This is a genomic window from Anaerobacillus alkaliphilus (genome assembly GCF_004116265.1).
Lineage (GTDB): Bacteria > Bacillota > Bacilli > Bacillales > Anaerobacillaceae > Anaerobacillus > Anaerobacillus alkaliphilus.
Genome location: NZ_QOUX01000001.1, coordinates 75,467 through 95,080 on the forward strand (window position 1 = coordinate 75,467; position 19,614 = coordinate 95,080).

The window sequence follows — 19,614 nt, forward strand, 5'->3', positions numbered from 1 at the left end:
AAAGGATGAAATTATATACTAGAACAGGTGATGAAGGAAAGACAAGCGTTATTGGCGGAAGATTAGATAAGGACCATGTCCGTGTAGAGGCATATGGTACTGTAGATGAACTGAATAGCTTCGTAGGTCTAGCGGTTACGCAGTTGGATGCGAAAATATTTGCAGATATCTTGGCCGAGCTTGAGAAAATTCAACATGAGCTCTTTGATTGTGGTGGAGATCTGGCAATGATATCTACAAAGTATCCTTATAAAGCAGCCGACGAGATGGTTACCTTTCTTGAGGAACGTATAGATCAATACATTGTAGAAGCACCTGAATTAGAAAGGTTTATCCTGCCTGGTGGTTCACAAGCATCTGCTACTGTACATATCTGTCGGACTGTGACTAGAAGGGCTGAGCGATTAGTAGTTCAACTTCAAAAGCTTGATGAAACCAATCCTGTTGTTCTTAAATATTTAAATCGTTTATCCGATTATTTCTTTGCTATCGCTCGGGTAATTAATCATCGTCTAGGTGTAAAGGATGTTGAATATGAGCGTAGTGCCTTAGTTTTTCGAGATCCTAAAAGCAAAAAAGAAAGTAACTAAATCCTCTTGAAATGAGCAGAAGCTTTTGTTTTTGCTCATTTTTTTATTTGTAAAATAATTACATTTATCTATTCATCAGTTTGTGTCCCCTTCCATATATTATTTCGTATGTCATTGAAGGGGGAACATCTCATGAAAAAAGTCATCATTGTCATAACCTCATTATTTTTATTAACTGGGTGTGTTGAATTTCTTGACCAAAAAGAAACTAATAAAATTTCTATCCAAGCTAATTTGATAAGGGAACTAGATATCAGAAGTAAAGAGGAGCTATCCCTTAGTTGGGATTTAGTTGACGGAAGAACTAATGACGTCTTAGTAAAAGTCTCCTTATCCGAATTAGGGTTTCAGAAAGGGAATGGTCTTGAGGAAGATAAGGTAATTAAATTAGCAAAACAGTTAGCAAGTAACATTGATCAGCCTCTTCTAAACCCAACAATTACCAGAGATGGAGTACTGAAAGAAGGGAAAAATAGAGTGATTCTATCCGAACGAGAGTTAGTTAATAAGATGATGTCTTTATACTATTACAATAAATACTTAGTCTTACCGATCTACGAAGAGGTCCCACAAGTAACCTTGGATGACTTAAAAACCATCAAACATTCAATAATAGGGTCGTATGTGACTTACTTTAATCCAAATGTCTCTGGGCGATCAATAAATATAAAACTTTCTTCTCAGGCAATTGATCACTTTGTACTCGCACCAAATGAGATTTTTTCTTTTAATAAGGTGGTAGGTCAAAGAACCACAGAAAGAGGCTACCAAGAAGCAATGGAAATTGTAAATAAAGAATTCGTTGTTGGAGTAGGTGGAGGAATATGTCAAACTTCTTCAACGTTATATAATGCCGTAGATAAGGCTGGGATGGAAATAATAGAACGGTACTCTCATTCTAGAGATATTGGATATGTGCCCCAAAATCGCGATGCTACGGTATCTTGGGGTGGACCAGATTTTAAGTTTAAAAATCCATATGATTTCCCATTACTAATTAGTACTGATGTAAATTTACAAACAGGGAAAATAGAGGTTCAAATATATGCATCACAGCAACCAACGGAGTAAGTAATTTTTACAATCCGGTGTCAGTTACCAAACTGCTATAATAGAGTTGTTATAACTGGCACTTTTAGTCATAATGAATAAATTCTATGGCCAATGGACAATCTTATAAACGTTTCGTCTAAAAATGAGCTTAGAAAGAAAATTATTGTTATAAATTTTGAGAGGGTTCCATAGGATAGGATTGTAGAAATTATGATTGAAAAAAACAGGAGGATCCAATGTACGACTATATAAAGCGTTTTTTAATAGCTATGGCTGTTGCCCTTTCAATAGGGATATTATTTATCGGCACAAGAGTATCGTTTGCAGAGACTAGTGACAATTATGAGGTAGTTAACTTCATCTGGCCGACTGTCGGCCTTGTTACGGACACATTTGGGACAAGAAATGGGAAACATTATGGTATTGATATTGCGGCCCCACGCGGAACTACAGTAGTTTCTGTTAGTGATGGGGTGGTAGTAAAATCATATTATTCTACTACTTACGGTAACGTCGTGTTCATTGAGCATACAGATGGTTATGAGACAGTATATGCTCATTTACATAAACGTCTCGTAGAAGAAGGTGCTACAGTTTATCAAGGCGAAGAAATTGGAACGGTTGGTAATACTGGCAGGTCTTCAGGAGACCATTTACATTTTGAAGTTCATGATGGCAATTGGACAATGTCTAAGAAAAATGCAATCGACCCTTTTTTAGTGATTGGAGATAACAAAGACTCTTTTTTTGTTTTATCTGATGAGTATGCCGATACTGAAGAATATCAAGTAGCCTCTGCTTATGAAGAGCATCATGATCAACCAAGTGAGGTTTTTTATATTAAGGTCAAAAAAGGTGATAGCTTGTGGAGTCTTGCGAAAGGTTATCAAGTCTCGGTAGACGAAATCAAAAGCTGGAATCAACTTTCTTCCGACTCGATTGTTGTTAACCAGCGATTAAAGATAGTTCCAAAAGGAAGCTATATTGTTCAAAAAGGGGATACCTTATGGAAAATTGCTGAGCAATCGGGGACAAGCGTATCCAAAATCAAAAAAATGAATGGGCTTAAAGATGACCGTATTCAAATAGGAACATTACTTACGGTTGGAAATTAAGAAAATTAATAGCTGAGTATAAGGGGTGGGTAGTATATTTCCATCCTTTTTTTCTTTAAAAAGAGCTGTTTTCGCAATGTTTGTTGCTTTCGTAAAAATCCCAAAAGCCGGATTTTTACACAAAATAATAAGAATTAACCACTAATTTAGTAAGTATTGCTCTTTTCTTACTTAATTATTGAATGACATCTTCATCTAAGGTATTGTTCCTATTATTTTAGGGTAAGTAAGCCACAATGTTTACGAAAAGAGCCTTAAAAAAAGTTGAAATAGTTAGCAAGAATATATGGTAAAATGACACTATAAGAAATAATTACATAACAAACGAATGAAGTGTGGTAAGAAACATGCACAACGTTAACAAAACCAAAATTAATACAGATGTTATTTACTGGTTAAATCAGAAAACGAAAACATCAAATCATAGTGTTGTTCTAGTAGATGGCTTTTGTTTTATGTTACGAAAGCTAAAATTACAGGGGGCAGTTCGACTTGTCCCAGGTAATTTCTTTCATCAGCGCTTTTGGAAAAGTTTAGATCGAACATTAAACTATAATCTAACTGGAAACAAAAAAAGGATAAACGTTTCATTATATCGATTTTATTATGATGTATCAGTTTCAGAGGGCCTCATTAAATTGGTAGATGGACGAGCAAGTCTGACAAATGAAGGAAAGTTGTTTTTAACTATTTCTTCTGAAGAGCAGTTAAATTTTCTCTTAAGTAAAATATGGTAATGTTTCTATCTTCACTATATGAAATTGAAGAGTTATAATAGTAGAAATAGTTTGTGACTTTCGAAATTATCTATCTGTTTTTTATACGAGGGGAGAAATTTATGTTAACAGATTATCATAACCACCTTGAAAGAGGTACGTTAACGTTAGATTATTTAAAGCAGTTTACTGACAATGCAAAATCAAAAACGATCGAACATTTTGGAATTTCTGAACACGCCTATCATTTCTATCAAACAAAAAATATTCTCAGTAATCCATGGGTGAATGAAAGACGATATTACGATATGGAAGATTACGTGAAGTTGTTTCAACAGGCCTGGGATGCTCAAATTGATGTGAAAATGTCAATAGAGATGGATTATACTCCAGGAAAACATCAAGAGATGGCTGAATTTATTAAGAATTATGACTTCGACTATGTGATTGGTTCTATTCACTGGATTGATGATTTTGGAATTGACTTAGGGGAATATAAGCATGAGTGGGAGACGCGTAATTTAAAGGAGACATATACAAGTTATTTTGACCAAGTGGTAACATTAGCCCAATCAAATTTATTTGATATCATTGGGCATATAGATTTAGTCAAAATCTTTAATTACATCCCAACAGATGAAGAGTTTCTTTTCGAACAATACGAGCGAGCAACAACAGCACTAGCTAATTCTAAGACATGTGTTGAAATAAGTACAGCTGGGTTACGGAAGCAAGTAGGACAACTTTACCCAGACCCAAGGCTTTTACAACTTTGTTATAATAAAGGTATACCTATTGTATTGTCATCAGATGCACATGTACCAGAAGATGTGGGCAGAGACTTTGATAAAGCCGTAGACTTAGCCCGTAGTGTAGGATATACGTCTATTATGACGTTCCAAAAAGGAGAACGTAAAGAAGTGCCTTTAGGATAAAATAAGAGAGGCCATTTTAATATGGCCTCTTTGTTTTGACTTTTTAAATAGGTTGTTATGTTAAATCAATTTTATTAACGTATAGGATATGCTCACTAGAAACCAGTTCTCTTAATACGGACTCGGTGAGTGGTTTGTCAATCGAGAGCATCATTAGCGCTTTTCCGCCTTCTTCTTTACGTCCAACCTGCATTGATCCAATATTGATCTCATGTTTTCCAAGTAGCTGCCCAACTAAACCAATCATCCCCGGTTTATCAATATGTTCAATATAAATTAAATGCCCAGATGGAGTGAAATCGACTTTGAATTCATTGATCCTAATAATTCGAGGGCCATACTCTTTAACGTACGTTCCTTTTAAATTAAACGTCCGATCCTCACCGATCACTGATGCAGAGATTACATTTGAGTAGCCTGAGGAACTATTGATATGCTTCTCACCAAATGTAATTCCACGTTCTTTAGCAATAATTGAAGCATTAACATCGTTGACTGGTGCATCCACACGAGGCTGGAGGAAACCTGCGAGTAAACTTCTTGTAGTAATAGATGTTTCTAGTGTTGTAACCTCACCACCATAGTTAACCTCTATTTCGTTTACTGGTGTTCTCATACATTGGGATAGAATAGATCCCATTGACTTAGCTAACTCATAGTAAGGTTGTATTTTTTTGTATACTTCTTTTGAAATGGTTGGCAGGTTTATTGAATTGAGAACAGGTTTCCCTTCAAAGTAGTTCAAAACCTCTTCAGATACTTGAGAGGCTACATTTAATTGAGCTTCAATAGTTGAAGCTGCAATATGTGGTGTAGCAATTACTTGCTCAAAATCTAACAAACGTGTATTTGTAGCTGGTTCTTCTTCAAATACGTCAAGTGCTGCCCCTGCTACATGACCATTTTGTAAGTAATAAATGAGAGCTTCCTCGTCAATAATTCCCCCACGTGCGCAATTAATTAAAAAGACTCCCTTTTTCGTTTTCGCAATCGTATCGAAATTTAAGAGACCTTTTGTTTCGTTTGTTAATGGTGTATGCACAGTAATAATGTCAGCCTGAGCTAGAACATCGTCTAGTGAAGAAACGGTCACTCCAAATTTTTCTGCCCTCTCTTTTGTTAAAAATGGATCAAAAACATAAATTGACATTTGAAATGCTTTTGCTCGTTTGGCAATTTCTGATCCAATTCTCCCAAAACCAACAATCCCTAAGCTTTTACCAAATAATTCAGTTCCTTGGAATTTCTTTCGGGTCCACTCACCATTTTTCGTAGACGTATTTGCTTGTGGGATTTTTCTTAATAATGCGGCGATCATTGCAAATGAGTGTTCTGCTGTTGAGATGGTATTTCCGTCAGGTGCGTTAACTACAATTATTCCTTTTTTTGTAGCTGCTTGAATGTCTACATTGTCTACACCGACACCTGCGCGAGCAATAATTTTAACATTGGGCATTTTGTCTAATAGCTCTGTAGTCACCTTTGTAGCACTTCGGATTAATAGTGCATCAACTTGATCTAACTGGTTTTGAGCTTCCTCTATTGTCTTTTGTAGACAAATAATTTTGTCGCTTTCTAGTAGCGGAAGTAGCCCTTCTTTACTCATTGAGTCAGAAACCAAAACCGTAAAAACTTTTTCTGTTTGACTTAGTGCTTGAACCACAAACTCCACTCTCCTTATCATTTTTTATTTTTCAATTTAAAGTATTAAAGTGATTAAGTAAAAAAAATCATGTCATGTGAGTTAAATAAAGCTCTAAATCTCTCATAAAAGCAGGGCAATTTGCATAAGGATTTTTAAGGTGAAACTAAACGATCTTAGGAACTACATCTATGAGCTCTTCTTTATATTGGAATTTCTTAAAAAGATTTAATTGTTTGATAATTTACCATACTAATGGAACCGTGTCAATTAGCCAGGTGGAATAATGGCTTTTAACTAGGATAGGAGGGATGTTGTTGCGTAAATACGTTGTAAAAGAGGGTGACACAATTCACAAGGTTGCCCATCAATTCCAAGTAAGAGTCATTGACTTATTACTAAGTAATCACCAGTTAGAGAACGCTAGTCAGTACATTTACCCAAACGAACAGATGATCATTCCAGAAACTAAAAATGCCGTTAATAAAAAAGTGTCTCCTTACGAATGTAAAATGGAATATGGACCAAGCGATCTTGAAGAGGATGTGAAATTTTTACGAAAGTATTATCCTTCCCTAGTTTCAATCCAAAAAATTGGTAATTCAGTAATGGGAAAGCCGATCTATGCATTTGTAGTAGGTAGCGGAAAAAAAGAAGTATTCTACTCTGGTGGTTGGCATGCTAACGAATGGCTAACTTCAAAATTTTTAATGACGTTTTTAAAAGAGTTATTGCAGTACTCTCAAGCTGGCCTGCCGTTTTTTCAGTATCAGGTGAGCAAAATTTTAGAACAAGTAAAACTTTTTATCGTACCAATGGTTAATCCAGATGGAATTGAACTTGTCCAACAGGGAATATACGAAGAACACCCACATTTTTACTCAGTCTTAAATATCAATAAGTACTCAAGGAGATTTGAGCACTGGTCTAGCAATATTAGAGGTGTTGATTTAAATCATCAGTGGCCTGCAGGCTGGGATGTGGAGGCCAAGGAGAGCCCACAAGTGCCTTGGCCAAGACATTACAGTGGTCGAGCACCCTTGACAGAGCCAGAGGTCAAAGCAGTATATCATCTAACTAAGAAAAATAACTTTTCCTATGTATTAGCATTTCATTCCCAGGGGCAAGTTATTTATTGGGGATATAAAAGCTTAGAGCCCGTGGAAAGTAAAGCAATGGTAGAACGCCTTTCTCTAGTCAGCTCTTATGAACCTATCCAAACTGCAGATAGTGATGGTGGGTATAAAGATTGGTTTATACAAGAGACAGGTAGACCAGGGTTTACGATTGAAGTGGGAGTTGGAACAAATCCATTACCTTTTTCTGCTTATCCTGAAATATGGGCAAACAATAGCTTACTTGCACTAGAGGGGTTACTATTATAATTTCTTAAAAGACTGGCCTATAAAGATAATTTTACCAGTAACCTCTTCTTCTAGAAGAGGTTACTGGTTGGAATTATTTATGGGTCAGCTTTTTTTGCGTAACAAATCTTTTGAAATGTTAATTATATTTGAAACTTCGTAAGATTATCGGTACAATTCAAGTTAGTGATATGGTCGTCAGAGGACCATGAATTCAGATGAGTGTTTATTTGTAAGCGTTTTAGTAGTTTAAATGTGTAGGAGGAAATGGGAATTGATAAAACAAATTAAGCCCAAGAAGATATATGAGATTGTCGCTGAACAATTACAGGATTTAATTGTGAGTGGAAAGGTTAAACCAGGTGATCGTCTTTCTTCTGTTCAACAGTTAGCTGAGGATTTCAATGTCGGTCGATCAGCGATTAGAGAGGCGCTGAGTGCTTTAAAAGCAATGGGCTACATTGAAATTCGCCAAGGCGAAGGAACTTTTGTAAAAAAAGTGGATTTTGATGTTGCTAATCAGATGATTCCACCAGTACTAGAAAAAGAAGATTTACGCCAATTGTTTGAAATACGAAGGTTTAACGAAACAGGTGCAGCATCATTAGCTGCGGAAAATCGTACATCTGAAGATTTACATGAAATGGAGCATTGGTTAAGTGAGATGGAAAAAGCGGAAGGCGATGGAGATTTGGGAGAAAAAGCTGATATGAATTTTCACATGGCTATCGTCAAAGCCTCCAAAAATGAAATGTTATATCGTCTCATGATTACAATCTCAGAAACGATGCAAGAATCAATGAAAGAAGCTAGGCAGTTGTTTCTGTTTTCAAACGAAAAGAAAATGAGGCAACTATATACTGAGCATTATGAAATATTTTTAGCTATAAAACAAAAAGACTCAAGACTCGCTTACAATAAAATGTTAGAGCATATTGTTGGTGTCGAAGTAGAACTTTTTAGGTGAAATCCACACCGATAAGAAAAAGACGAGGTGAACCATGAAAAATTGGGAAGCGTTACTAAAAAAAAATGAATTTTTTATTGGTCTAACATCGGAAGAAATTAGACCATTACTCGATCAAGCCGTTGAAAAGAACTTTGACGATAAAGATGTGTTATTTTCAGAAGGTGATGACCGTAATTTTTTGTTTGTTCTAGGCAAAGGAACCGTACTTATAAGTAAATTAAGCGAAGATGGTGAAGAGTCGCTTATAAATATCTTAACAAGCGGTGAGATTTTCCCTCACACAGGATTTTTTGACGATCGACCTTATCCAGGAACTGCGACAGCTAAAAAGCAAGCTGAGGTATTACTTATTCCGATAGCTTCATTTGAGCGATTTGTAGAGACTCATCCACACTTATCGTTTAGGATAATTAAAGAAATGAGTAAAAAAATCTACACTCTACAAAAGAAGTTAAACGAAATGCTATCAATGAATGTTGAAGAACGCTTACTTTCGACGTTAAGACAAATGAATGATTTGTCTGAAACGGAGTTAATTCATTTAACTCACCAAGAATTAGGAAATATTGTCGGTGCATCAAGGGAGACAGTTACCCGTCAATTAAAAAAACTAGAACAACAAGGAAGAGTGAAAATAAGAAAAGACCGAATTTTATTGGTTGACGATTTGTAGAAATATTTACATAAGAAAAGCTTCCACAAATGTGGAAGCTTTCATTATGAGTTATTCGAATTTTAAAGCGTCGCCATCAAATGACTCATCAGCAATTTTGATTGAGTCTGTAGGACATCCTTCAAGAGCATCTTGCATATCATCATATAATTCTTCAGGAACTTCCTTTGTTCCTTGGTTATCATCAATAATTACAAATGCAATTCCATCATCATCATAATCATAAAGATCTGGAGCAGCTGCTCCACATGCTCCACATGCGATACAAGTATCTTTGTCTACAATCGTGTATTTTGCCATTACAAAAACCTCCCAAATTTTTGTGAAATATTAAATCCCTTCCCAAAATGCATATGTAAATTTGGTGAAAAGGTTCAACATTTTGATTAAGGAATTAATCTTCCTAAACATATTGTATAAATAAATTGTACACATTTCAATAGTTAAATCTAATGAGAATGCTTATCATATAAGGGTTTGCCAAGTTACCAAAGTTTTTATCTGCTATTATACAAACTTAATTATATAATAAAATTATAAGCTTTCATAATTTGGAGCTCTAATCTCGACAATTAACAATCCATGAAGGGTATGAATTATTATGGAGTTTCTTCAGGTTATATTTCTTTTAATGTTAAAAAACTTTGATGGCAGTAGAACAATCTTTGGAGCCTACCATATCTTAAACGGTAAAAAAACAGCTCAAACCATTCAAGACTGCCGTTTATTTCAACTAACACATTTCTTTGGTGTGTATAAAGAGTTGGATAGAGATGTAGTCTTGGAGGCAATGAAACAACTAGTTGAAAAGAAGTTTATTAGACCGTGTGGTGAAAATCGGTTTCTTATAACACGTGAAGGTGAGGCTTACCTAGAAGAGAAATTAGAGGATCAACCAATTTCACCTCATCTAAATGGATTTCTATATAAAGACGTTGATGAGATCTTTTGGACAAGATTAGTTTTACTAAGTCAATGTTTATCTCACCTAAAGGTAGAAAAAATGCACTTTATCCCAGTCATTAAGGATACGAGAATACAGCTCTGGGTAAAGGACAAGCTACGGAATGGTAATTTCAATGTTGAGGAACTTGCTTCTAATCTTTATCTAGAGCTAAAAACGCTATTACAGTATTTTACTAATGAAGAGGCAACAATATTTGTTTTACGTTTAAGTGGAGTACATCGCGTTGGGTTAACGATTGATCAAATCGCTAGAGAGCTGCAATTGGAGCGCGCATACGTAAAAATTATTTTCAAGGGTGTCATTCATGGCATTCTAGACATTGTAAATAAAGATATCGAATTGTACCCGATATTATCTGGGATTTTTGAAAGAGTTGGAGATATAAATGTTTTAACTGAAACAACGCAAAAGACATATAAACTCTTACAAAAAGGACTAAGCTTAGAAGAGATAAGTTCAGTAAGAATGCTAAAACAAAGCACGGTTGAAGATCATGTGGTAGAAGTAGCGTTAAATGTGAAAGATTTTCCGATAGATCGCTTTGTATCTCCAGGTAAACAAGAGGCAATTCTGGAAATTGTTAAAAGATTAGGCACAAAGAGACTAAAGGAAATTAAAAAAGAGTGTAATGAAGCGACATCATATTTTGATATTCGCTTAACGATAGCGAAAAGTGAGGTGTGATTTTGAATTTAGATAAAGCACTACTTGATATATTTCATCTGAAGACTTTTCGTCCAGGACAAAGAGAGATTATTGAAGATCTAGTTAATGGCCAGGATGTTCTTGCTATGCTTCCAACAGGAGCAGGCAAATCATTATGTTATCAATTACCTGCATATATCCTTAATGGTGTTGCGATAGTCATATCTCCGTTACTTTCACTGATGGAAGATCAAGTGCAGCAGTTGAAAAGTAATGGGTTTAGGAATGTTGTTGCGCTAAATAGTTTCTTAGGTCATAACGAAAGGGAAATAGCCCTTAATCAGCTTCATAAACAGAAGATTATTTATGTTTCTCCAGAAATTCTACAATCTCGATTTTTACTAAATAAGCTAAAGAAGTTAACGATTTCTCTTTTTATCGTGGACGAAGCGCACTGTATTTCACAGTGGGGTCATGAGTTTCGAACAGATTACTTAAAGCTAGCTGAAGTTAGAGCAGAACTTGGAAATCCACCATGCTTAGCAATTACAGCAACAGCTACTAAGGAAGTTCAAGAAGATATTATTGAAAAATTAGCCTTAAAAAATTACCAAACACATATTTATAGCATTGATCGTCCGAATATTGCTATGGTTGTTTCGAAAGTCTCAAACAATCTCCCAGAAAAACTTGAAGAGCTTGTCACACTAGTGCGAAACTTACAAGGTCCAGGTATCATTTATGTTTCTACTAGAAAATGGGCAGAAGATATATCGACCATCTTGCTAAACAAAGGGATAAAGCGTGTAGCACCTTACCATGGGGGAATGAGTAATGAAGACAGGTTATTAATTCAACAGCAGTTTATTAATGATGAACTGCAGTTGATTTGCTGTACAAGCGCGTTTGGAATGGGCGTGAATAAACCGAATATCCGTTTTGTTATCCATTTTCACTATCCTACTCAACTTGAATCTTACTTGCAGGAAATTGGCCGAGCGGGCCGAGACGGCCAGAACAGTATTGCAATTACGCTTTATGGTGACGACGAACGATCAATCCAATTGTCTCTACTTACTCGAGAATTCCCAAGTGAAGCAAAACTTTTTCAGGTGCTTCAATATTTACGAAGCACGATGCCTCATGGGCGAATTGATGAAACAAGGTTAATTAGTGAAACAGGAATAACTGAAATCATGTGGAGGTTCATACGGTTTCATTTGGAAGAACAAGGTGTTATAGTTAATCTTACTTGTATTCCAATAGAGAAAGACCCTTATGAAATTGTTAAATTGATAAGCGAAAAGGTGACAAAAAGGATTAGGTACAAACATGATAAACTAACATTGTTTAAGAATTGGCTCAGTGTAAATAAACAGTGCCGTCGAAAATTAGTACTCGAGCAATTCGATGAGCAACAAACCAGTAGGCCAGACAACTGTTGCGATGTATGTGGAATAAATCTAGAAAATTATTTTGAAAAGGAAGAAGTTCTTCACCCATATCAACCACAAGATTGGCAAGATGAGTTAAGAAAATTATTTCACGAGTAGAAAAGGTTGGTTAACATGAAACAAAGTGAATTAATAAAGAAAATGACTGACAAAGAAATACTAGTCAATTTATATATTACCCAACTTTTTATGGTACTTCTTGCCTTTATTCTAGCTTGGTTTATGTTTGAGAGTTGGAGTGATTTATTTCAGCTTTTTAAGTGGGATCCTTTTTCAATTTTCATTCTGGGTGGTGGTTCTGCACTTATTATCATTTTATTTGAACTCATCTTAGAGAAAGTGTTACCCAAGGGAATGCTAGATGATGGAGGAATAAATGAAAGAGTTTTTCAAAACAGAAGTGTTGCTCACATCTTCTTATTATCCATTTTTATAGCTTTTTCAGAGGAACTCTTATTTAGAGGTGTGTTACAAACTCATTTCGGTATTATTTCTGCAAGCGTACTTTTTGCTATCATACATGTTCGTTATTTAAATAAGATCGTACTTTTTACAATAACAGTTGGTCTAAGTTTTTATTTAGGCTGGCTTTATATGATTACTGAAAATTTATTGGTCCCAATATTTACACATTTTACGATCGATTTTGTGTTAGGTTGTATTTTAAGCTGTCGAAAAAAAGAAAATCGAGTATAATTGTCCTATAAAACTATGGACTAGTTTGTTAGTTGAGGTGAATACAAACATGACGTCAGACTTTAAAGAAGATCAAGCTGAGCAACTAAGAAAACACTTTGGTGATATCGATGTTAGTGATGAGGTAGAAGAGAAAGAAGTTGACGTTCTAAGTCTGCCATCAAGAAAGGAAAAGTACAAGCAAATAAAACAATCTAAAAGAAAAAAAACAGTTACTAAAGAAGTGGAAAAAAAAGAAAAACGAAAGAGACGAGGAGTTAAATTTCCACTTGTACAAGTTTTATTATTTTTGTTCCTGTTGCTTGTTATATTAGTGATTAGCTATCCCAGATGGATTGATCGGTTAAACTTATAAATGTGGTTTAGAACTAACTAAGAAATTAGTTAGTTCTTTAATTTGATTTTTATTTTGAATTTTCTAAATATACTATTTACTTTAACGCGAATGTGTAGTAAAGTAGTAAATGTAAATGACCTCTTATTTTTCTCTCTTTATTGAAAGCTATTAGATAGCTTTCTCTTTTTTTTGTGTATTTTCACATATTTTTACAAAAAATGTAACATAGGTTTAATACTAAATTAATTGAAAATTTTAACTATTTACATTATAATCATAACTAAGAAAGCGTTTTCTATATGAGTTTTGAATTGAAACTTTATATAAATCGATAAAGGGAGTGATCAGTATGACTTTAACGAAGCTTAGGAATAAGACGGTAACTACTGATGATGATCTTGGACATAATCAACGGATAGGTATGCCAATTGAAGTATTTTGCTTAGAGAGAAAACAAACCATTGCCTTTGGTAAAATACAATCATTTACAAATGGTAAAGTTTGTATAAATGGCAATCATTACTGTCGAGACCAGTACGTACTGTTTGGTTTTCCAGCACAATGACCATAAATAAGAAGGATGAGGCCGACAATCTTCGGCCCCATCCTTCTTATTTGTGGAATAGATTTATATCTTGCTTATCCTTTAAATATTTAAACACTTTGTAGCGCTCTTTTAACTCATCTTTTGTCTTCCAGTAATCCATACTTCTATCTAGAATGTCATCTCTGATTTTATCTACATCCTTTTCTGCCTTGTCGAACTTCTTCTTGAAATAAAACATTGAATAAAGAAGAAATGCAAGAGTTGCCATTAAGAAAAGGAGGAGGCTATCGTTGAGAATAAAATTTAATGCAGATGTACCAAGTCCACCATTTATTTTCATTTTGTAGTAGAAATAACTTGCAAACAATAAGATAGTAATGATAGTTGTAACACCGATAATATTAAGATTCCTTTGCATTTTGTTTTCTTTTTCTTTTTTCTTCATCAAAAATAATAATGTGGTCTTTGAATGATCAGAGATATTAACTTGTTTTAAAAACTCTTCGAAGTCTTTCATACTGTCACCTCGTTTCTTCCTTTTCTACCATATTTATTTTTCCATTAAAGAAATAGTACAAGTTCTAAGTAATTTTCAAATTTATAATAAAACGAATTCTGAATACATTCACTTTTCAGACTTTATGTAAGTGAATAGTTCTTGTTGAAAGCGTTTTCAAACGTTGTATAATAAAGGTAGTAAGAAAAATTGAGAAACTATGGAAGGGGGGAGAAGGTGGAACACTCAAAAAGAATAAAAATTATCACAGGGCATTTTGGTAGTGGAAAAACAGAAATTGCAATTAACATATCAATAAAAGAGGCAATATATTACAAGAAAGTGGCATTAAATGACCTAGATGTCATCAACCCCTATTTTAGATCGAGAGATGTTGGGGAGCATCTCACTAAATTAGGTGTGGAACTAATTGCTCCAAAAGGAATATTAGCTACTGCTGATTTGCCTATTGTTTCTCCAGATGTTTACCGCGTGCTACAGGATTCTTCGTACCGAGTCATTATTGATGTTGGCGGCGACAAAGATGGGGCAACAGCTTTGGGACAATATTTTCATAAATTAAAAGATGAAGATTATGAATTACTTTTTGTCATAAATGCTAATAGGCCGTATGTAAGCACTGTCAAGGGAATTGTCTCTACCATTCATGAAATAGAGAAAGTTTCAAGACTTTCGGTAACAGGGTTAATTAATAACACAAATCTTGGCTGTAAGGAAACAACAGTTGATACTTTGCTTCAAGGAATCATGATTTCCAAAGAGGTTAGTGAAACATTAGGTATTCCATTTTTATATACAACTTTGTCAGACAAGGTAATTGGAACGAAAGAGATTGAAGAGTTACCTAATCTACATTATATTAAACGATTTATGAAACTTCCCTGGGAGAATTAGAGGAGGAGAGCAACTTGGAAAAGAGAGTCATTTTTAATGAGGATGTTTGTAAAGGTTGTGGTTTATGTGTTAACGTCTGCCCAACTAGTATTATTAAAATCTCAGAAACAATTAATATAAAAGGCTATCATCCGGCATACGTTGACCAACAGGAAGCTTGTAGTAGCTGTGCAGCTTGTGGTCGCATTTGTCCCGACGGAGTTATTACAGTTTATCGACCAACAGAGAGAAAAACGGCGTCATAAAAAGACAAAGTCGGGAATGAACTTTAGAGGGGAGATTTTTCAATGGCAAAAGTACTAATGAAGGGGAACGAGGTAATCGCTGAAGCAGCTATTCAATCAGGCTGTAAATATTTTTTTGGCTATCCAATTACGCCGCAAAGTGAACTTGTGGCGTATATGGCTAAAAGATTACCTGAAGTAGATGGCTTATTTTTGCAGGCAGAAAGTGAAATTGCGGCAATAAATATGGTTTATGGGGCGGCATCGGCGGGTGTTAGAGTGATGACATCGTCTTCAAGCCCTGGTTTTAGTTTAAAGCAAGAGGGAATTTCCTTTCTAGCAGGAGCTGAACTTCCAGCAGTTTTGGTGAACATTGCTAGAGGAGGACCGGGACTTGGAAATATCCAGCCCGCACAATCAGACTACTTCCAAGTAACAAAAGGAGGAGGTCATGGTGATTATTATACTCCAGTTCTTGCTCCGAGTACGTTACAGGAGGTTGTCGAGCTAACCCAGGTTGCTTTTTATTTAGCTGACAAATATCGAACTCCAGTTATTTTGCTTGGGGATGGGATGCTAGGACAAATGATGGAACCTGTTGAATTTGCCTCCATTGATTTTACGGAAGCATTCCCAAAAAAAGACTGGGCTACCACTGGTACGAGAGGGGATGGACCCCCACGAGTTATTTCTTCTTTAGAATTGAACGATGTGAATTTAGAGAACCACAATAAAAAGTTGCAAGCTAAGTATAGTGAAATAAAGTGTCAGGAAGTTCGTGTTGATAGCTACCTAGCTGATGATGCTGATTATTTTGTGGTTGCATACGGAACAGTGTCGAGGATTGCCAAGAATGCCATCGATGCCGCTAGGCAAAAGGGGATCAAAATTGGAATGATTAGACCTATTACTCTATGGCCATTTCCTGAGCAAGCCTTCATTGAACGTAAAGATAAAGCAAAAGGTTATCTAGTTGTTGAGATGAGCGCAGGACAAATGGTTGAAGATGTTCGACTTGCAGTCAATGGGACGGCACCTGTTACGTTTTTTGGTCGAACAGGTGGAGTTATCCCGAGTCATCTGGAAATCTATGACGCAATTATGAACGTAGCTGGAGGTGAGCTAGTATGAAGCTTGTCTTTCAAAGAACAGTAGGTTTACAAGAGAAAGAAACACACTATTGTCCTGGGTGTACTCATGGGATTATCCATCGCTTAGTTGGTGAAGCTCTTGAGGAACTAGACATTTTAGAAGACACAGTTGGAGTGGCTTCCGTCGGGTGTTCCGTTTTGTCCTACGAGTACTTCAATTGTGATATGACTCAAGCTGCTCACGGAAGAGCTCCAGCTGTCGCAACAGGAATAAAGCGAGTTCTTCCAAATAACCGCATTGTTTTTACGTACCAGGGAGATGGAGATTTAGCTTCGATTGGGATGGCAGAGATTATTCATGCTGCAGCGAGAGGAGAACACATTACCGTGATCTTTGTCAATAATGCAACATATGGAATGACTGGTGGTCAGATGGCACCGACAACTCTTATTGGACAAAAAACAGCAACAACGCCGCTAGGAAGAAACGAACAAACTCAGGGAGCGCCTATTAGAGTTTCAGAGATGCTAGCTACCCTTGATAGCGTTGCCTATATTGAAAGAGTTTCTACTCATAACATTGCCAATATTTTAAAGGCAAAGAAAGCAATAAAAAAGGCATTTCGTTATCAAAAAGAACAGGTAGGCTTTAGTTTTGTCGAAGTACTATCTACATGCCCGACAAACTGGGGATTGGATCCAGAGGAATCATTACAGTGGGTTGAGGACAATATGGTCCCTTATTATCCTCTTGGAGTAAAAAAAGATCGGGGAGTGACGACCAATGTTACATGAAATCATTATCGCTGGCTTTGGTGGGCAAGGGGTTATGTCTATGGGGCAACTACTAGCATATGCAGGCATGATTGAAGAAAAGCATGTGTCATGGCTCCCTTCTTATGGGCCAGAACAACGAGGTGGAACAGCCAATGTATCAGTGGTAATTAGTGATCAACCTGTAGGGTCACCGGTTATTCAATTTCCTACAGTTGCAATTGTCTTAAACAATCCTTCTTTTCAAAAATTTGAACCAAAAGTTAAATCAGGTGGTTTACTAATCGTTAATAAGTCCTTAATAGAATTGAAAAGTGAGAGGGAAGATATTACAATTATCGAAGTTCCTGCAACTGAGCTGGCTGGCCAAATTGGAACTACAAGAGTTGCGAACTCTGTAATATTAGGGGCTTTTTTAGAGTATTCTAAAGCTGTAACACAAGACGCTGTAATAGAGTCCTTGAAGAAAGTTTTGACGAAAAGAAAACATCACTTAATTCCGGCGAATGAACAAGCATTATCCCAAGGCGCTCTATTAGTGAAGAAAAGTAATTTAAAAAGGACTAGTTAGTCGATCGTACGTTTAGACAGGATGACTTACTGATGTATGTCATCCTCCTTTTTTTTCGAATGGTACAACGGCAAACTTTAAACTTTACCCAAGTTTCGATAAAATAAAGGCAGTTGCAAAAAAAATTCTTATTAGGGGGCGTAACAATGAATGAGGTTAAAACAGATATAGAAATTGCTCAAGAATGTATCATGAAACCAATTTCAGAAATTATAGATCAATTAAGCTTAGATAAAGATGACTGGGAACCATATGGCAAATATAAAGCGAAAATATCTTTAGATGTTCTAGAGAGATTACATACTAAGGAAGATGGCAAAGTTATTTTAGTTACGGCAATTAGCCCTACACCTGCTGGAGAAGGAAAATCAACCGTGACGGTAGGACTAGGTCAGGGATTAACAAAAATTGGAAAAAATGCAATGATTGCTCTTAGAGAACCTTCACTAGGACCTAGCATGGGGATTAAAGGTGGAGCAGCTGGTGGTGGCTACTCTCAAGTTGTTCCAATGGAAGATATAAATCTTCATTTCACTGGTGACTTTCATGCGATAACAACAGCACACAATGCTTTAGCTGCCTTATTAGACAATCATATCCATCAAGGCAATACGTTGAATATTGATGTTCGACGAGTTGTTTGGAAACGGGTTGTTGATTTAAATGATCGTGCGCTCAGACAAGTGGTCATCGGTTTAGGTGGGCCTGTTCAGGGGGTACCTAGGGAAACTGGATTTGACATAACCGTCGCCTCTGAAATTATGGCAATCCTTTGTCTGGCAAATAATCTACAAGATCTGAAAGCACGACTTTCAAAAGTAGTTGTTGCATATAACTTTGCTCAACAGCCCGTAACCGTGAAAGATTTGGGTGTTGAAGGCGCACTGACTCTTCTATTAAAAGATGCAATAAAGCCAAACTTAGTTCAAACATTAGAAGGTACACCTGCATTAATTCATGGCGGACCTTTTGCTAACATTGCCCATGGTTGTAACAGTGTCATTGCTACGAAGATGGCTGCTAAGCTTGCAGATTATGTCGTGACAGAGGCAGGCTTTGGTGCCGACCTAGGGGCTGAAAAATTTCTTAATATTAAAGCTAGATATGCAAAACTAAAACCAAGTCTTGTAGTAGTAGTAGCGACAGTAAGAGCGTTAAAGATGCATGGTGGAGTTCCAAAAGTTGAATTGAAACAAGAGAATGGAGAGGCGCTTAAGCTTGGGATTGATAACTTGTTAAAGCATATTGAGACTATACGAGCGTTTGGTCTCCCTCTCGTTGTAGCTATAAATAAGTTTATTACAGATACAGAAGAGGAAATCAAAATCTTGCAAAACCTTTGTAAGGAGCATGGAGTAGAGGCTGTTCTGACCGAAGTCTGGGCTAAAGGTGGGGAAGGAGCATCGGAACTAGCTCAAAGGTGTGTTTCATTAATTGACGTTGAGGAAAACCGCTTCGAGCATCTATATCCGTTAGATGCTTCGATCCAGGAAAAGATTGAAACAATAGCTAGAAAAGTTTATGGAGCTAGTGGTGTAGAATTTACTTCAAAAGTAAAAAGACAAATCGCTTCATTTGAGAAAGAAGGTTGGGGAGAGTTGCCAATTTGTATGGCAAAAACTCAATATTCGCTGTCGGATGATCCTACTCGCTTAGGTAGGCCCAAAGACTTTACGATTACTGTCAGGGAATTAAGACCTTCAGTTGGAGCAGGCTTTATTGTCGCGCTAACAGGAGATGTGATGACAATGCCCGGTCTTCCGAAACAACCGGCGGCATTACGCATGGATGTATCAGAGGACGGTAAGGCAATAGGATTATTTTAGAGAATGAAAAGAA

The 19,614-nt window shown here is 36.2% G+C and carries 22 protein-coding genes; 19 read left to right on the forward strand and 3 right to left on the reverse strand.

What is annotated here, in order from left to right; all coding sequences use genetic code 11:
* Nucleotides 1-5 precede the first annotated feature (5 nt).
* The 5 genes from DS745_RS00420 (at nt 6) to DS745_RS00440 (ending at nt 4,409) form a co-directional block, all read left to right on the forward strand.
* Nucleotides 6-590: a cob(I)yrinic acid a,c-diamide adenosyltransferase gene (locus DS745_RS00420; RefSeq protein ID WP_129076233.1), complete on the forward strand. Its 585-nt coding sequence runs from the start codon at nt 6-8 to the stop codon at nt 588-590.
* Between the two features lie 132 nt (nt 591-722).
* A complete protein-coding gene (locus DS745_RS00425) occupies nt 723-1,661 on the forward strand; it encodes a VanW family protein (RefSeq protein WP_161568129.1) in 939 nt (312 codons plus the stop codon).
* Nucleotides 1,662-1,879: 218 nt separating this feature from the next.
* Nucleotides 1,880-2,758: a M23 family metallopeptidase gene (locus DS745_RS00430; RefSeq protein WP_129076235.1), complete on the forward strand. Its 879-nt coding sequence runs from the start codon at nt 1,880-1,882 to the stop codon at nt 2,756-2,758.
* Nucleotides 2,759-3,105: 347 nt separating this feature from the next.
* The gene (locus DS745_RS00435; RefSeq protein ID WP_129076236.1) at nt 3,106-3,495 is read left to right on the forward strand and encodes a hypothetical protein; all 390 of its coding nucleotides are present in this window, start codon (nt 3,106-3,108) and stop codon (nt 3,493-3,495) included.
* Between the two features lie 101 nt (nt 3,496-3,596).
* Nucleotides 3,597-4,409 carry a histidinol-phosphatase gene (locus DS745_RS00440; protein WP_129076237.1) on the forward strand — a complete coding sequence of 271 codons (813 nt, stop codon included), beginning with the start codon at nt 3,597-3,599 and terminating at the stop codon, nt 4,407-4,409.
* 55 nt (nt 4,410-4,464) lie between these two features.
* Here DS745_RS00440 and serA read toward each other — a convergent pair whose 3' ends face one another.
* Entirely contained in the window at nt 4,465-6,093 is a 1,629-nt protein-coding gene (gene serA, locus DS745_RS00445; protein ID WP_129076238.1) for a phosphoglycerate dehydrogenase, read from the reverse strand.
* Between the two features lie 269 nt (nt 6,094-6,362).
* Between serA and DS745_RS00450 the strand changes: the two genes are divergently transcribed.
* The 3 genes from DS745_RS00450 to DS745_RS00460 all read left to right on the forward strand — a co-directional run bounded on the left by DS745_RS00450 (nt 6,363) and on the right by DS745_RS00460 (nt 9,058).
* Nucleotides 6,363-7,436 carry a M14 family metallopeptidase gene (locus DS745_RS00450; RefSeq protein ID WP_129076239.1) on the forward strand — a complete coding sequence of 358 codons (1,074 nt, stop codon included), beginning with the start codon at nt 6,363-6,365 and terminating at the stop codon, nt 7,434-7,436.
* Between the two features lie 253 nt (nt 7,437-7,689).
* Entirely contained in the window at nt 7,690-8,382 is a 693-nt protein-coding gene (locus DS745_RS00455; protein ID WP_241657680.1) for a FadR/GntR family transcriptional regulator, read from the forward strand.
* A 34-nt stretch (nt 8,383-8,416) separates the two neighbouring features.
* Nucleotides 8,417-9,058: a Crp/Fnr family transcriptional regulator gene (locus tag DS745_RS00460; protein WP_129076241.1), complete on the forward strand. Its 642-nt coding sequence runs from the start codon at nt 8,417-8,419 to the stop codon at nt 9,056-9,058.
* Nucleotides 9,059-9,109: 51 nt separating this feature from the next.
* Here the strand turns inward: DS745_RS00460 and DS745_RS00465 are convergent, their stop codons facing one another.
* On the reverse strand, nt 9,110-9,358 hold the full coding sequence (locus DS745_RS00465) for a ferredoxin (protein WP_129076242.1): 249 nt from the start codon (nt 9,356-9,358) through the stop codon (nt 9,110-9,112).
* 301 nt (nt 9,359-9,659) lie between these two features.
* Here DS745_RS00465 and DS745_RS00470 point away from each other — a divergent pair, with 301 nt between their 5' ends.
* From DS745_RS00470 to DS745_RS00490, 5 genes are all read left to right on the forward strand, one after another.
* Nucleotides 9,660-10,709: a YpbB family protein gene (locus DS745_RS00470; RefSeq protein ID WP_129076243.1), complete on the forward strand. Its 1,050-nt coding sequence runs from the start codon at nt 9,660-9,662 to the stop codon at nt 10,707-10,709.
* Nucleotides 10,710-10,711: 2 nt separating this feature from the next.
* A complete protein-coding gene (locus DS745_RS00475; RefSeq protein ID WP_129076244.1) occupies nt 10,712-12,223 on the forward strand; it encodes a RecQ family ATP-dependent DNA helicase in 1,512 nt (503 codons plus the stop codon).
* Nucleotides 12,224-12,238: 15 nt separating this feature from the next.
* On the forward strand, nt 12,239-12,820 hold the full coding sequence (locus DS745_RS00480) for a CPBP family intramembrane glutamic endopeptidase (RefSeq protein WP_129076245.1): 582 nt from the start codon (nt 12,239-12,241) through the stop codon (nt 12,818-12,820).
* 49 nt (nt 12,821-12,869) lie between these two features.
* A complete protein-coding gene (locus tag DS745_RS00485; protein ID WP_129076246.1) occupies nt 12,870-13,175 on the forward strand; it encodes a hypothetical protein in 306 nt (101 codons plus the stop codon).
* Nucleotides 13,176-13,506: 331 nt separating this feature from the next.
* Nucleotides 13,507-13,722, forward strand: coding sequence for a hypothetical protein (locus DS745_RS00490; protein WP_129076247.1), 216 nt, complete (start codon nt 13,507-13,509; stop codon nt 13,720-13,722).
* 46 nt (nt 13,723-13,768) lie between these two features.
* On the opposite strand, the gene DS745_RS00495 is transcribed toward DS745_RS00490, so the two are convergent.
* The gene (locus DS745_RS00495; protein WP_129076248.1) at nt 13,769-14,221 is read right to left on the reverse strand and encodes a DUF2663 family protein; all 453 of its coding nucleotides are present in this window, start codon (nt 14,219-14,221) and stop codon (nt 13,769-13,771) included.
* 216 nt (nt 14,222-14,437) lie between these two features.
* Between DS745_RS00495 and DS745_RS00500 the strand changes: the two genes are divergently transcribed.
* The 6 genes from DS745_RS00500 to DS745_RS00525 all read left to right on the forward strand — a co-directional run bounded on the left by DS745_RS00500 (nt 14,438) and on the right by DS745_RS00525 (nt 19,601).
* The gene (locus DS745_RS00500) at nt 14,438-15,115 is read left to right on the forward strand and encodes an ATP-binding protein (RefSeq protein ID WP_129076249.1); all 678 of its coding nucleotides are present in this window, start codon (nt 14,438-14,440) and stop codon (nt 15,113-15,115) included.
* Between the two features lie 14 nt (nt 15,116-15,129).
* Nucleotides 15,130-15,360, forward strand: coding sequence for a 4Fe-4S dicluster domain-containing protein (locus DS745_RS00505; RefSeq protein WP_129076250.1), 231 nt, complete (start codon nt 15,130-15,132; stop codon nt 15,358-15,360).
* 42 nt (nt 15,361-15,402) lie between these two features.
* Nucleotides 15,403-16,470: a 3-methyl-2-oxobutanoate dehydrogenase subunit VorB gene (locus DS745_RS00510; RefSeq protein WP_129076251.1), complete on the forward strand. Its 1,068-nt coding sequence runs from the start codon at nt 15,403-15,405 to the stop codon at nt 16,468-16,470.
* Nucleotides 16,467-17,225 (forward strand): thiamine pyrophosphate-dependent enzyme, encoded by a 759-nt coding sequence (locus DS745_RS00515; protein ID WP_129076252.1) that lies wholly within the window; start codon nt 16,467-16,469, stop codon nt 17,223-17,225. Before DS745_RS00510 ends, DS745_RS00515 begins: the two co-directional genes overlap by 4 nt.
* Nucleotides 17,215-17,775, forward strand: a complete 561-nt coding sequence (locus tag DS745_RS00520; RefSeq protein WP_129076253.1) for a 2-oxoacid:acceptor oxidoreductase family protein — start codon at nt 17,215-17,217, stop codon at nt 17,773-17,775. The genes DS745_RS00515 and DS745_RS00520 overlap by 11 nt, the downstream gene beginning before the upstream one ends.
* Before the next feature lie 146 nt (nt 17,776-17,921).
* Nucleotides 17,922-19,601: a formate--tetrahydrofolate ligase gene (locus tag DS745_RS00525; RefSeq protein WP_129076254.1), complete on the forward strand. Its 1,680-nt coding sequence runs from the start codon at nt 17,922-17,924 to the stop codon at nt 19,599-19,601.
* Nucleotides 19,602-19,614 lie beyond the last annotated feature (13 nt).